The sequence below is a fragment of the Sphaerisporangium rufum genome (assembly GCF_016863395.1).
Lineage (GTDB): Bacteria > Actinomycetota > Actinomycetes > Streptosporangiales > Streptosporangiaceae > Sphaerisporangium > Sphaerisporangium rufum.
In genome coordinates, this window is record NZ_BOOU01000031.1 from 98,779 (window position 1) to 112,156 (window position 13,378).

Consider the following 13,378-nt stretch of genomic DNA (forward strand, 5'->3'; position numbering starts at 1 on the left):
CGGCCTGAGTCACTCCTTGACCGAGCCGATCAGGACGCCCTTGGCGAAGTGCTTCTGCAGGAACGGGTAGAAGAACAGGATCGGCAGGGTGGCGATGACGACGACCGCGAACTTCATGCCCTCGACCGGGAACAGCACCGAGTCGAGCCGTGACAGGGCGTTCTCCGCGTCGGCGCCGGTCAGCTGCCGGACGATCACCTGGAGCGTCCACTTGCGGGTGTCGTCGATGTACAGCAGCGGCGACATGTAGTCGTTCCAGATCGCCACCGCGTAGAACAGCGAGAACGTCGCGATGATCGGTTTGGACAGCGGCAGGACGATCCGCCAGAAGACGCCGAACTCGCTGCAGCCGTCGATCCGGGCCGCCTCCTCCAGCGTCTGGGGCAGCTCCTGGAAGAAACTCTTCACGATGATCAGGTAGAACGGGTTGATCGCCAGCGGCAGGATCAGCGCCCAGTAGGTGTCGAGCAGCCCGAGGTCACGGACGACCAGGTAGGTGGGGATCAGCCCGCCGCTGAAGACGATGGTGAAGATGACCAGGTTGAGCACCAGCGCGCGGCCGGGCAGGTACCGCTTGGCCAGCGGGTAGGCCATCGTGAAGGTCAGCAGCACCTGGATCACCATGCCGGCCGCCGTCACACAGATGGTCGTGATGAGCGCCCGGACGAAGGTGCCGGTCTCGAAGATGTACTCGTAGGTCGAGGTGATGAAGCGCCGCGGCCACAGGAAGAACGGCCGGGAGGCGATCTCCGACTCGGTGGCGAACGACGCCGCCAGCACGTAGAGCAGCGGCAGCACGGTGACCAGCGCCAGGCCCAGCAGCAGCGCGACATTGAGGATGTCGAAGAGTCTGCTGCCGGGCGACCGGTACTCGCCGGGCGGGCGCCTGAGGGACATGGGTCTCCTGCCTAGAACAGTCCGCGCTGGCCGAGGCGCTTGGCCAGCCAGTTACAGCCGAAGATCAGCAGCACGCCGGCCACCCCCTTGAACAGGCCCACCGCCGTGGCGTAGCTGTAGCCGCCCTGGGTGATGCCGACGTAATAGACGTAGGTGTCGAAGACGTCGGCCACCGAGCGGTTCAGCGAATTGGTCATCAGCCAGATCTGCTCGAAGCTGTTGTCCAGCAGGTGGCCAGAGGTGAGGATGGCCATGACCACGATGGTGGGCCGGATCGCCGGCAGCGTGACGTGCCAGAACTGCCGCCACCGCCCGGCGCCGTCGATGCGGGCGGCCTCGTACAGGTCGGCGTTGACCCCGGCGAGCGCCGCCAGGTAGATGATGGTGCCCCAGCCGGTGGACTTCCACAGCGTCTGCAGCACGATGACGGGCCGGAACCACTCGGCCTGGGCGACGTAGTCGACCCGGGTGCCGCCGACGACGCCGTGCACCAGGCCGGCGATCACCCCGTAGTCCACCGAGAACAGCAGGTACGTCAGCGACGCGACGATCGTCCAGGACAGGAAGTGCGGGATGTAGATCAGCGACTGGACCGCGCGCTTGAGGACGCCCAGCCGCAACTCGTTCAGCAGCAGCGCGACGACGATGGGCGCCGGGAAGGCGAACACGATGGTCAGCGCCGCCAGGATCAGCGTGTTGCCGAGCAGCCGGCCGAAGTCCGGCCCGGTGAACAGCTCCTCGAAGTGCTTGAGGCCCACCCACTGGCTGCCCTCGTAGCCGAGGAACGGGACGAAGTCCTGGAAGGCGATGGTCAGCCCGCGCATCGGCAGGTACTTGAAGACCAGGAAGTACGCCAGACCGGGCAGCACCATCAGGTAGAGCCATCGGTAGCGCAGCAGCGCGGTGCGTGGCGACATCCGCGTCCGGCGCACCGGCGCGGGGACCGCCTTCACCTCGGGCGGCGCCAGGTCGGTGGCCACAGCGGCCTCCTTTCCGGTGCGGGTCCGGGACGCCGCCCGGGGTCCCACGATCAGTTGCCGCCCTTGGCGATCAGGTCCTGGAACTCGGTGACCGCCTGGCTGCCGCCGCTGTCGTACCAGCGCTTGATCTCCGCCTTCAACTGCTCCTCGGTGATCTCACCCGCCAGGTACTTGACCCGGGCGTCGGTGACGATCGGGTTCAGGGTCGCGCCCTTGGCGGTCAACGCGGGGGAGATGTAGGGCAGGGTCGGATCGTGCACCGCGGTCTGCAGGTCGAGCTTCTCCAGCTCCGCGCGCAGCCGCAGGTTGTCCTGCTCGGCCTTGCTGGCGGGCTTCCACGCGTAGGCGTCGCCGCCGACGCCGACGCTGGCGGTCGTGCCCAGCTGGATGAAGGCGTAGTCGACGTCGTTGTTCATGGTCTTGACGGCCGGGTCGTCCTCGTTGATGTGCACGGCGTAGCCGTCCTCCACCCGGAAGTTGCGGCCCTCGATGCCGTTGGTGAGCAGCACCGCGCCTTCCTTGGACGCCAGCCGGTCCAGGACCTTGAGCACCTCGTCCAGCTGCGCGTCGGTGCGGATCGTCTGCTTGGAGATGGCCAGGACGCCGTTGTAGCCGGTGAAGGGCAGCGAGAACTTCTGCCCGTCCGGGCGGGCGAGGTTGCCGGTCATCGCGAGCATGTCGGTGTACCGGTCGGGATCCTTCTCCTTGAGCAGCCCGTACAGCTGGGTGGCCCGGACGTTGACGTCGATGATGATGCCGCCCTTGCCCTGCACGAACGGGTCGTTCCACTTGCCGGTGTCGAGGGTGGCGAAGTCGCGGTTGACCAGCCCTTCGTCGATCATCTTCTTGATGTAGCGGTTGGCCGCGAAGAACTCGGGGGTGTCGAACTCCGGGACGAGCCGGCCACCCCGCATGCCGAAGCCGTTCGGGGCGCCGAACCACACGTCGATGGCGTTGTACGGGTTGGAGCTGTTGAACACCGGGGTCGGCCACTTGGGAATGATGAGGCCGTAGGTGTCCTTCTTGCCGTTGCCGTCGGGGTCCTTCTCGGTGAACGCCTTGGCGATCTCGTACAGGTCGTCGGTGGTCTTCGGTGGTCGCAGGCCCAGCTTGTCCAGCCAGTCCTTGCGCAGCAGGACGGCCGAGCGGAGCAGCGGGCGGACCCGGTACACGCCGAAGGTGCGGCCGTTGACCGAGGAGTTGAGCCGGGTCTGCTCGTTCCGGGGCTTCAGGTTCGGGTACTTGTCGAGCTTGCCGGTGAGATCCCAGAACGCGCCGGCCTCGGCGGCCTTCACGAAGGACGGGCCCTTCTGGTCCTGGACCACCATCAGGTCGGGGAGCTTGTCGGAGGCCAGCGTGACGTTGGTCTTGTCGCCGTACTCGGCATTCGGCACCCAGGTGATCCGGAGCTTCTTGCCGGCCAGCTTCTCGACCGCCTTCTGCATCTCGCCCGCCGGGTCGGGGGCGGTGCCGAAGAGCGGGACCATCATGGTCAGCTCGTTGGTCGCGCCCGGCTCGTCACCGGAGGAACAGGCGGTCGCGGCGGTCGCGGTCGATATCGCGAGCAGTCCGGCCAGCAGCCGGCGGGAGGTAAGGTTCATCGGTTGCCTTTCAGGAGCAGGCGGGCCTCGTTCTCGGCGAAGAAGCGCAGGCAGAGCCAGGTATTCAGCTGGATCCAGCCGCCCACGGCGACCGTGGGCAACAGGACCGGGAACGACACCGCCGCCACCGTCACCGCGGCCAGGCAGAACAGCAGCAGGATCGAGCCGGCCGGCCGGGTGAGCGCGAACAACGACGCCCTGGGCAGGCAGGCCAGCGGCCGCAGGTCGTAGTGCACGTACATCGGCAGCAGGTAGGCGGCCACCACGACCAGCACGACGAGCGCCAGGTAGGTCACCAGCCGGAGTCCCTGCGTCCCGGTGGCCGTGAAGTACACGTAGTCGGCGGCCAGGATCAGGCCGGCCGCGGCCGGCGGCAGCACCAGCAGCGAGCCGCGGGCGAACTCCCGGCGGTAGGCCGCCGCGAACTCCGGCCAGGCACGGACCGTCTCGCCCATCGCGTGCCGCCTGGCCAGCGTGTACGCCGCGACCGTGGCCGGTCCGACGCCGAGCACGATGCCGCCGAGCAGGGTGAACACCAGCCACATCAGGTTCAGCCGGGCCGCCCACAGCAGCTCGTCGCAGCACAGATGGAGCCGGATCGACCAGCCGGTCATCGCGCCCCGCCGTCCTGGCCGGGGATGTCCGGGCGAGCGTGTGGTTTCACCGGGTCTCTTCCTGCCGTCGGGGCGCGGTGGGAACGGTCGGTGGCGCGGCCGCGCGGTCAGGCATCGTCGCCGATGTGAACCGCGCGTTACGGGGATTAAAACGTTCTTGTGGTACTTTCACAAGACCCAACGCACGCGGGATCTCGCCGTGGACAGCTCAGCGCGACGATGTCCGGCTGGGCGCGGTTACCGGTACAGCGGTGCGGTGTCCTGGTCGCAGAAACGTTTCAGTCGCCGGCCGGGCGGTTCGCGCCGCGGCCGGCGGCGCCCTGGCGTGACCCGCGCGCGAGGTCGGGCGACCGGCGCGGCCGGCGCCGCACCGGACGGGAGGGGCGGATGAGGTACGGGTTCGTCGGACTCGGGCATCGCGCGCAGCTGTACGTCGACGCGCTACTCGGCGGATGGCGGGACGCCGGGGAGATCGTCGCGCTGTGCGACGTCAACCGGACCCGGATGGACTACCACGCCGAACGGATCGGCCGGGACGTTCCCCGGTTCGCCCCGGAGGAGTTCGGCAGGCTGCTCGAACTCGCCGACACCGTCATCGTCACCACCGTGGACGCCACGCACGCCCGCTACGTGTGCGCCGCGCTGGACGCCGGGCGCGACGTCGTGGTGGAGAAGCCGCTGGCCACCACCGCCGCCGACTGCGCGGCGATCGCCGCCGCCGCCGAGCGCGGCACCGGCCGGCTCGTCGTCGCCTTCAACTACCGGTACGCGCCGCGCAACTCCACGGTGCGCCGGCTGGTCATGGACGGGGCGATCGGCGAGGTGACGTCGGTGCACTTCGAATGGACGCTCGACACCATCCACGGCGCCGACTACTTCCGGCGGTGGCACCGGCGCAAGTCCCACTCCGGCGGCCTGCTCGTGCACAAGTCGACCCACCACTTCGACCTGGTCGGCTGGTGGCTCGCCGACGCCCCGCGGACCGTCTTCGCCCAGGCCGCCCTGCGCTTCTACGGCGCCGGCAACGCGCGGGCCCGCGGGCTGGCCGGCCGGCCCGAGCGCGCGGCGGGCGCCCCCGGCCTGGGCACCGACCCCTTCCTGCTGGACATCGCGGCCGACCCCCGGCTGCGGCGGCTGTACCTCGACGCCGAGCACGAGGACGGCTACCTGCGGGACCGGGACGTCTTCGGCGAGGGCATCACCATCGAGGACAACATGGCGGTGCTGGCCACCTACACCCGCGGCGCCCAGCTGACCTACTCCCTCAACGCGCACGCCCCGGTCGAGGGGTACCGGGTGGCGCTGAACGGCACGGGCGGGCGAATCGACCTGGAGGTGGTGGAGCGGGCGTGGACCCCGCCGCACGCCGCCATCGACCCCACCGCGGGCGAGCACCCGGCCGGCTCGTGGGAACGGCTCACCCTGCGCCGGCACTGGCGCGAGCCGGAGGACGTCCCGATCCCGGCGGCCGGCGCCGCGCACGGCGGCGGGGACGCCCTGCTGCTGGACGACGTGTTCCGCGGTCCCGGCGACGACCCGCTCGCCCGCCAGGCGGGGTACCTGGACGGCATCCGCGGTGTCCTGCTCGGCGTCGCCGCCGACACCTCGGCCACCACCGGCCGGCCCGTCCGGCTCACCGCCGCCGGCACCCGGCTCGCCGGCTGACCCCGCGGTCGTCCCGGCACCCGGCCGTCGTCCCGGCGGAAACGTCGCCCGGCCGGCCGGTCCGGGCGGATCCGGCGCCGGGACGGCCGGCCGGTTCAGCGCAGGAAGGCGGCGGCCACCCCGGCGTCCACCGGGAGGTGCGTCCCGGTGGTGCGCGACAGCTCGTCGCAGGTGAGGACGTAGACAGCCGCCGCCACGTGCTCAGGTAGCACCTCGCGTCCCAGCAGCGTGCGCCGGGCGTAGAACGCGCCCAGCTCCTCCTCCGGCACGCCGTACACCGCGGCCCGGTCGGCGCCCCAGCCGCCGGCGAAGATGCCCGAGCCCCGGACCACCCCGTCGGGGTTGATCCCGTTGACGCGGATGCCGTGCTCGCCGAGTTCGGCCGCGAGCAGGCGCACCTGGTGGGCCTGGCCGGCCTTGGCCGCGCCGTAGGCCACGTTGTCCGGGCCGGCGAACACCGCGTTCTTGGAGCAGATGTAGACGATGTCGCCGCCCATCGCCTGCGCGATCATGATCCGGGCCGTCTCGCGGGAGACCAGGAACGAGCCGCGGGCCATCACGTCGTGCTGGCGGTCCCAGTCGGCCGCCGTGGTCGAGAGCAGCGGGCGCGACAGCGACAGCCCGGCGTTGTTGACCACCAGGTCGACCCCGCCGAAGGCCAGCACCGCCTGCCGCACCGCCGCGGCGACCTGCCCCTCGTCGGTGACGTCGGCCCGCACGGCCACCGCGGCGTCGGCCGGGCGGTGCGCACCCGCCCCGATCTCGGCGGCGACCTTCTCGGCGGCGGCCAGGTCGCGGTCGGCGGCCACCACGCACGCGCCTTCGGCGGCCAGCCGCCGCGCGGTGGCCGCGCCGATGCCCGAACCCGCCCCGGTGACCAGCGCGACCCGGGTGGCCAGCGGCCTGGGTGCCGGCCTCCGCCGCAGCTTGGCCTCCTCCAGCTCCCAGTATTCGATGCGGAACTTCTCGGCCTCCGCGATCGGCGCGTACGCCGACAGCGCCTCGGCGCCGCGCATCACGTTGATCGCGTTGAGGTAGAACTCGCCGGCGACCCGCGCGGTCTGGGCGTCCGCGCCGAAGGAGAACATGCCGACCCCGGGCACCAGCACGATCGCCGGGTCGGCGCCGCGCATCGGCGGGGAGGCGGCGGTGGCGTGCCGCTCGTAGTAGGCCCGGTAGTCCTCGCGGTAGGCGGCGTGCAGCTCGCCCAACCGGTCGGCCAGCTCGCCGAGCGGCGCGCCGGCCGGCAGATCGGCCACCAGCGGGGTGACCTTGGTGCGCAGGAAGTGGTCGGGGCAGGAGGTGCCGCGGGCGGCCAGCTCCGGGTGCCGCTCGCGGGACAGGAAGTCGAGCACCTCGAGGGTGGCGGTGTAGTGGCCGACCCGCCGGGCGTCGGTGGAGCACAGGCCGCGCAGCACCGGGAACAGCGCCGCCGCCCGCTCGTGCCTGGCCGCCTCGGGCAGCGGCTCGTACCCCGGCCGCACCGGCCCGAACGGGTCGGCCCGGCCGTGCTCGGCGATGTACGCCTCGGCGGTGCGGATCATCCACAGCGAGTTGTCGGCGCATTCGGCGGAGGTGGCGCCCCAGGCGGTGATGCCGTGCCCGCCCAGGACGCAGCCGACGGCCGCCGGGTGCGCGTCCTTGATCGCGGCGATGTCCAGGCCGAGCTGGAAGCCGGGCCGCCGCCAGGGCACCCACACCACCCGGTCGCCGTAGACGCGCCGGGTCAGCTCCGCGCCGCCGGCGGCGGTGGCGATGGCGATCCCGGCGTCGGGGTGAAGGTGGTCGACGTGAGCCGCGTCGAGCAGGCCGTGCATCGCGGTGTCGATCGACGGCGCCGCGCCGCCCTTGCCGAAGGCGCAGTGGTCGAGCGCGGCGACCATCTCGTCCTCGCGCTCGACGCCCGGGTACACGCCGGGCAGCGCGCGCAGCCGGTCCAGGCGCAGCACGGAAAGGCCGGCCTCGGTGAGCGTGCCGAGGTCACCGCCCGAGCCCTTCACCCACATGACCTCCACCGGCGCCCCGGTCACCGGGTCCACCGCGGTGCCCTTGGCCGAGGCGTTGCCGCCGGCGTAGTTGGTGTTGCGTGGATCGGCCCCGAGCAGGTGCGCGCGCTCCAGCAGCGGCTCGACCGGCGTGGTCATGAGATCTCCCTACGGGTGGTGCGGGGACCGGCGGGAACGATGGCGGACGGGCCGGGGCCGGGGCGGGTCAGGCGCCCCAGCCGGCCTGGGTGCCGCCGACCCGGTCGGCGCGGATCTTCTCGAAGTAGCCGGACCGGGCGTAGGCCGCCATCGGGTCGGGGTCCAGGCCCATCTCCGCGCGCACCTCGGCCAGCAGCGGGCGGACGTCGGTGTCGTAGGCGTCCATCAGCACGGCGTTGGCGCCGAGCACGTCGCCCGCCGCCTGCGCGGCGGCCAGCGCGCCGACGTCCACCAGCAGCGCCTTGGCGGTGGCCTCCTGCACGTTCATCACCGAGCGGATCTGCCCGGCGATCTTCGGTTCGATGTTGTGGCACTGGTCGAGCATGAACGCGACGTGCGGGCCGAGCCCGCCGCCGCGCACCACCTCGTACATGATCCGGAAGAGCTGGAACGGGTCGGCGGCGCCCACCATCAGGTCGTCGTCGGCGTAGAAGCGGGAGTTGAAGTCGAAGCCGCCGAGCCTGCCCTCACGCAGCAGGAAGGCCACGATGAACTCGATGTTCGTGCCGGGCGCGTGGTGACCGGTGTCCACCACGACTCGCGCCTTGTCGCCCAGCTTGAGGCAGTGCGCGTACGCCGTCCCCCAGTCGGGCACGTCGGTCAGGTAGAAGGCGGGCTCGAAGAGCTTGTACTCCAGCAGCAGCCGCTGCCCGTCGCCCAGCCGGGCGTACACGGCGGCCAGCGCCTCGGCGAGCCGGTCCTGCCGGGCGCGGATGTCGTCCTGCCCGGGGTAGTTGGTGCCGTCGGAGAACCACAGCTTCAACGTGGCCGACCCGGTGGCGTCCATGATGTCCACGCACTCCAGCAGGTGGCCGAGCGCCTTGCGCCGCACCGCCGGGTCGGGGTTGGTGACGCTGCCCAGCCGGTAGTCGTCGTCCTGGAAGACGTTGGAGTTGATCGCGCCGATCTCCACCCCGAGGCCGGCCGCGTACCGGGCCAGCCCGGCGTAGTCGTCGACCCGGTCCCAGGGGATGTGCAGCGCGACGGCCGGCGCGACACCGGTGAAGGCGTGCACCTGGGCGGCGTCGGCGAGCTTCTCGTAGGGGTCGCGGGGCACGCCCTGCTGGGCGAACACCTTGAACCTGGTGCCGCTGTTGCCGTACGCCCACGACGGCGTCTCGATCCGCTGCCCGCGCAGCACCGCCCGGATGTCGTCCCTCATCGGACCCTTCGCCTCAGTCAAGGTGGAAGACCTCGCGCAGTGCGGCCATGCCCTCGTCGGGACGGCCGTCGAGATCCTCGAAGAACGGCGCCATCTCGGCCTGCCAGCGGGCGTTGACCTCGCGTCCGGCCATCGCCGCCCGGGCCGCCGCGAAGTCGTCGGTCTCCAGGTAGCCCACCAGCAGCCCGTCGTCCCGCAGGAAGAGCGAGTAGTTGCGCCAGCCGGTCTCGCGCAGCGCCGCCCGCATCTCCGGCCACACCTCGCGGTGCCGCTCCCGGTACTCGGCGAGCCGGTCGGGCCGCACCCGCAGCAGGAAGCAGACACGCTCCATGGTCACGCTCCTCCCCGCGGACGCGGCGTGCGCCAAGCCGGTGCGCACGCCGCGCCACGACCGCGACGGACTGATCGAAACGTTTTAGTAGGAGCTGCCCGGGACGTTACGTGGCACGGCCGAGGCTTGTCAATGGGTCCGGACCCGCCGGTCCGCACCGGGTCGCCGGGTGGCGGGCGGCTGCCCGGGTGCTGCTGGGGTAGGGTCGGGCCAGCGGGTGATAAGACGTTTTAATACAGTGGACGCCGAGCCGACCTGGACACCGCCGAGGAGGGCCGTGGGCAGCGTGAGCATCCGGGAGGTCGCCGCCCGCGCCGGCGTCTCTCCCGGCACCATCTCCAACGTGCTCAACCGGCCGGAGCGGGTGGCGCCGCAGACGCGCGAGCGGGTGATGCGCGCGATCCAGGAGCTGGGGTTCGTCCGGCACGGATCGGCCTCGACGCTGCGCGCCGGGCACAGCCGGACGATCGGCCTGTCGGTCATCGACATCGGCAATCCCTTCTTCACCGACGTCGCCGCGGGCGTGGAGGAGGTGGCCAGCGACCTCGGCTACGCGGTGATCCTCGGCAACTCGGCCGGCGCGCGCGACAAGGAGGAGCGCAACCTGCTGGTGCTCGCCGAGCAGCGGGTGCGCGGCGTGCTGATCACCCCGTCCGACGACGACCCGGCGCGGCTGGACGCGCTGCGCGAGCGCGGCATCCACGTCGTGCTGGTGGACCATCCCGCGCACCGGCCCGACCAGTGCTCGGTGGCCGTGAACGACTTCTCCGGCGGGCAGATGGCCGCCGCCCACCTGCTGTCGCTCGGTGCCACCCGGATCGGCTACGTCAGCGGCCCCGGCTCCATCCGGCAGTGCGTGGAGCGGCGGCGCGGTGTCGAGCAGGCGGTGGCCGCCGCCGGGCTGGACCCGGACGAGGCGATCGAGGTCGTCGAGACGCCCGCCATGACGGCGCGGGACGGGCAGCGGGCCGCCGCGGCGCTGCTGGCCGCCGGCCTGCCCGGCGCGGTGTTCTGCGCCAACGACCTGCTGGCCCTGGGCTTCCTGCGCGAGCTGCTGCGCGCGGGCGTGCGCGTCCCGCGCGACGTCGCGCTCATCGGCTACGACGACATCGACTTCGCCGCGGCGTCGGCCGTGTCGCTGAGCTCGGTCCGCCAGCCGACCCACCGGCTGGGCCGGATCGCCACCGAGCTGCTGCTCGACGAGTGCGACCATCCCGACACCCACGTGCACCAGCAGGTTATGTTCCAGCCCGAACTCGTGGTCCGGGAGTCCACCACTGGCCGCGCCCTCGCCGGCCGGGACGACGCGTGAGCGTCCACGCCGCGGTGGACCTCGGCGCGTCCAGCGGCCGGGTCATGCTCGTGCGGGTGGCCGGCGGGCGGGCCACGCTGGCCGAGGCGCACCGGTTCGCCAACCGGCCGGTGCGGGTGAACGGCACCCTGCACTGGGACGTGCTCGCCCTCTACCAGGGCGTCCTCACCGGCCTGCGGGCCGCGGGCCCGGTCGACTCGGTGGGCATCGACTCCTGGGCGGTCGACTACGGCCTGCTGGACGGCGACGGGCGGCTCATCGGCAACCCGGTGCACTACCGCGACGCCCGGACCGCCGGGATCATGGAGGCCGTCTCCGCCCGGATCGGCGCGGCCACGCTCTACCGGATCGGCGGCCTGCAGTTCCTGCCGTTCAACACCGTGTACCAGCTGCTCGCCGAGCCCGCCCTGGACCGGGCGCACGCCATGCTGCTGATCCCCGACCTGCTGGCCTTCTGGCTGACCGGGGCCATCGGCGCCGAGGCGACCAACGCCTCCACCACCGGCCTGTACGACGTGCGTGCCCGCGCCTGGTCGCACGAGCTGGCCCGGCGGCTGGACCTGCCGCCGGCCATCCTGCCGCCGCTCCGCGAGCCGGGCACGCCGGCCGGGACGCTGCGGGCCGAGGTGGCCGAGGAGGCCGGGCTGCCCGGCGGCGTCGAGGTGACCGCGGTCGCCTCGCACGACACCGCCTCGGCGGTGGCGGCGGTACCCGCGACCGGTGACCGGTTCGCCTACATCTCCTCCGGCACCTGGTCGCTGGTCGGCCTGGAGCTGCCAGGGCCGGTGCTCACCGAGGAGAGCCGGCTGGCCAACTTCACCAACGAGGGCGGGCTGGACGGCACCATCCGCTACCTGCGCAACGTCATGGGCCTGTGGATCCTGCAGGAGTGCCTGCGCGCCTGGGGGGAGGACGAGCCGTCCCGGCTGCCCGGGCTGCTGGCCGCCGCCGGGCAGGCGCCGCCGTTCGCCGCGCTGATCGACCCGGACGATCCGGCGTTCCTCCCGCCGGGCGACATGCCCGCCCGGATCGCCGCGTACTGCCGCCGTACCGGCCAGCGCCCGCCGGACGGGCGGGCCGCGACCGTCCGGTGCGTGCTGGAGAGCCTCGCCCTGGCCTACCGCCGCACGCTGCGCGCGGCCGTCCGGCTCAGCGGGCGGGACGCCGAGGTCGTCCACCTGGTCGGCGGCGGCGCCCGCAACACCCTGCTGTGCCAGATGACCGCCGACGCCACCGGCCTGCCGGTGATCGCCGGGCCGGTCGAGGCGGCCGCCCTCGGCAACGGGCTGGTGCAGGCCCGCGCCCGCGGCGAGATCGACGACATCCGGGAGGTCGTCCGGCGCGGCGAGCCGCTGCGGACCTTCCACCCGCGGCAGGAGGCGGCCTGGGATCGCGTCGCCGCCCGCCTCCCGGACTGACCGCCCGGGCCCGGCGCCGCCGGGCGGATCCGCCGGTCGCGCGCAGGGCACCGGGCCGGCGATCGCCGCTCGCGTCCGGGCGCCCGCAGCGGGTCAGGCCGGTGGCGCGGCGGTGCTCGATCGGACGGCCAGCGTGGCCGTGGCGACCTGCAGCGAGCCGGGCGAGCGTCCGTCGATCCGGTCCATCAACACCCGTGCGGTGTGCACGCCGTACGCCTGGATGTCCCACGACAGCGCGGTCAGCGCCGGCCGCACCATCACGCAGAGCTGCGAGTCGTCGCCGGCCACGATCGACAGCTCGCCGGGTACGGCGATGCCCATCTCCTGGGCGACGTTGAGCGCGGCGGTGGCCATCACGTCGTTGTCGTAGGTGATCGCGGTCGGGCGGTCGCGGCCGGACAGCAGCGTCCGGGTGGCGCGCACCCCCTCCTCCCAGGTGTAGTCGGTCTCGAGCACCCGCGGCTCGCCGAGGCCGTGACCGGCCACCGCCCGGCGGAAGGCCGCCACGCGCACCTGGGTGTGCTCCAGGGCGGGCAGCCCGGCGACCCGGGCGATGCGGCGATGCCCGAGGGCCACCAGATAGTCGACCGCCGCGACCGCGGCCGCCGCGTCGTCGGTCCACACCGCCGGCAGGTCGGTGCCCGCACGGGGCCGGCCGACCAGGACGGCCGGGATCCGCAGCTCCGCCAGCACCGGGAGCCGCGCGTCGTCGGTCCACAGGTCGGTGACGACCATGCCGTCGACGCGCCGTTCGGCCCAGCACAGGCGCATGGCCTCGATCGCGGCCCGGTGGTCCTCCACCACCTGCAGCAGCAGCGCGGTGCGCCGCCCGGACAGCTCGCGTTCCAGCCCGGCGATGAACCGCATGAAGAACGGCTCGACCCCAAGGGTGTCCGCCGGCCGGGCGATGACCAGGCCGACGCTGTGCGCCCGGGAGCCGGACAGGGACCTGGCGGCCGCGTTCGGCCGCCAGCCGATCTCGTCGGCGATGTCGAGGATGAGCTTGCGGGTCTTGGCGGAGACCCCCGGCCGGCCGTTGAGGGCGTACGACACGGCACCGATCGAGACGCCGGCCCGGGCCGCGATCTCGGCGATGGTCGGCCGCTTCACCGCGTCATCTCCCATCTCGGGTGATCCCGTTCCCTTCTCGCGTTCAGAACCTACCGGCCGGTGCGGACGAGCCGGTCGACGGCC

Annotated in this window: 11 protein-coding genes; 3 read left to right on the top strand and 8 right to left on the bottom strand. The window is 72.6% G+C overall.

Features of this window, described 5'->3' with window-relative positions:
* Window positions 1-9: 9 nt before the first annotated feature.
* Genes Sru01_RS10275 through Sru01_RS10290 form a run of 4 tightly spaced genes read right to left on the bottom strand, consistent with a single transcriptional unit; the run spans window position 10 to window position 4,092 of the window.
* Window positions 10-897, bottom strand: a complete 888-nt coding sequence (locus Sru01_RS10275) for a carbohydrate ABC transporter permease (RefSeq protein WP_203983783.1) — start codon at window positions 895-897, stop codon at window positions 10-12.
* Between the two features lie 11 nt (window positions 898-908).
* Entirely contained in the window at window positions 909-1,877 is a 969-nt protein-coding gene (locus Sru01_RS10280; protein WP_203983784.1) for an ABC transporter permease, read from the bottom strand.
* 50 nt (window positions 1,878-1,927) lie between these two features.
* A complete protein-coding gene (locus Sru01_RS10285) occupies window positions 1,928-3,478 on the bottom strand; it encodes an extracellular solute-binding protein (RefSeq protein ID WP_239137235.1) in 1,551 nt (516 codons plus the stop codon).
* The gene (locus tag Sru01_RS10290) at window positions 3,475-4,092 is read right to left on the bottom strand and encodes a YesL family protein (protein ID WP_239137237.1); all 618 of its coding nucleotides are present in this window, start codon (window positions 4,090-4,092) and stop codon (window positions 3,475-3,477) included. The genes Sru01_RS10285 and Sru01_RS10290 overlap by 4 nt, the downstream gene beginning before the upstream one ends.
* 387 nt (window positions 4,093-4,479) lie before the next feature.
* Here Sru01_RS10290 and Sru01_RS10295 point away from each other — a divergent pair, with 387 nt between their 5' ends.
* The gene (locus tag Sru01_RS10295) at window positions 4,480-5,757 is read left to right on the top strand and encodes a Gfo/Idh/MocA family oxidoreductase (protein ID WP_203983785.1); all 1,278 of its coding nucleotides are present in this window, start codon (window positions 4,480-4,482) and stop codon (window positions 5,755-5,757) included.
* 95 nt (window positions 5,758-5,852) lie between these two features.
* Here the strand turns inward: Sru01_RS10295 and Sru01_RS10300 are convergent, their stop codons facing one another.
* From Sru01_RS10300 to Sru01_RS10310, 3 genes are all read right to left on the bottom strand, one after another.
* Complete coding sequence (locus Sru01_RS10300) at window positions 5,853-7,901, bottom strand: bifunctional aldolase/short-chain dehydrogenase (protein ID WP_203983786.1); 2,049 nt, start codon at window positions 7,899-7,901, stop codon at window positions 5,853-5,855.
* A 67-nt stretch (window positions 7,902-7,968) separates the two neighbouring features.
* On the bottom strand, window positions 7,969-9,123 hold the full coding sequence (gene rhaI, locus Sru01_RS10305; RefSeq protein ID WP_203983787.1) for an L-rhamnose isomerase: 1,155 nt from the start codon (window positions 9,121-9,123) through the stop codon (window positions 7,969-7,971).
* Between the two features lie 13 nt (window positions 9,124-9,136).
* A complete protein-coding gene (locus Sru01_RS10310) occupies window positions 9,137-9,454 on the bottom strand; it encodes an L-rhamnose mutarotase (RefSeq protein WP_203983788.1) in 318 nt (105 codons plus the stop codon).
* 277 nt (window positions 9,455-9,731) lie between these two features.
* Between Sru01_RS10310 and Sru01_RS10315 the strand changes: the two genes are divergently transcribed.
* On the top strand, window positions 9,732-10,766 hold the full coding sequence (locus Sru01_RS10315; protein WP_203983789.1) for a LacI family DNA-binding transcriptional regulator: 1,035 nt from the start codon (window positions 9,732-9,734) through the stop codon (window positions 10,764-10,766).
* Window positions 10,763-12,184, top strand: coding sequence for a rhamnulokinase (locus Sru01_RS10320; protein WP_203983790.1), 1,422 nt, complete (start codon window positions 10,763-10,765; stop codon window positions 12,182-12,184). The genes Sru01_RS10315 and Sru01_RS10320 overlap by 4 nt, the downstream gene beginning before the upstream one ends.
* A gap of 93 nt (window positions 12,185-12,277) precedes the next feature.
* On the opposite strand, the gene Sru01_RS10325 is transcribed toward Sru01_RS10320, so the two are convergent.
* Window positions 12,278-13,309 carry a LacI family DNA-binding transcriptional regulator gene (locus tag Sru01_RS10325; protein WP_203983792.1) on the bottom strand — a complete coding sequence of 344 codons (1,032 nt, stop codon included), beginning with the start codon at window positions 13,307-13,309 and terminating at the stop codon, window positions 12,278-12,280.
* Window positions 13,310-13,378 lie beyond the last annotated feature (69 nt).

What these genes read in the sequence shown, in the direction of transcription:
- Sru01_RS10325 (WP_203983792.1), bottom strand. Translation starts at nt 13,309, where the DNA reads ATGGGAGATGACGCGGTGAAGCGGCCGACCATCGCCGAGATCGCGGCC.
- Sru01_RS10300 (WP_203983786.1), bottom strand. Translation starts at nt 7,901, where the DNA reads ATGACCACGCCGGTCGAGCCGCTGCTGGAGCGCGCGCACCTGCTCGGG.
- Sru01_RS10285 (WP_239137235.1), bottom strand. Translation starts at nt 3,478, where the DNA reads ATGAACCTTACCTCCCGCCGGCTGCTGGCCGGACTGCTCGCGATATCG.
- Sru01_RS10295 (WP_203983785.1), top strand. Translation starts at nt 4,480, where the DNA reads ATGAGGTACGGGTTCGTCGGACTCGGGCATCGCGCGCAGCTGTACGTC.
- Sru01_RS10290 (WP_239137237.1), bottom strand. Translation starts at nt 4,092, where the DNA reads ATGACCGGCTGGTCGATCCGGCTCCATCTGTGCTGCGACGAGCTGCTG.
- rhaI (WP_203983787.1), bottom strand. Translation starts at nt 9,123, where the DNA reads ATGAGGGACGACATCCGGGCGGTGCTGCGCGGGCAGCGGATCGAGACG.
- Sru01_RS10275 (WP_203983783.1), bottom strand. Translation starts at nt 897, where the DNA reads ATGTCCCTCAGGCGCCCGCCCGGCGAGTACCGGTCGCCCGGCAGCAGA.
- Sru01_RS10310 (WP_203983788.1), bottom strand. Translation starts at nt 9,454, where the DNA reads ATGGAGCGTGTCTGCTTCCTGCTGCGGGTGCGGCCCGACCGGCTCGCC.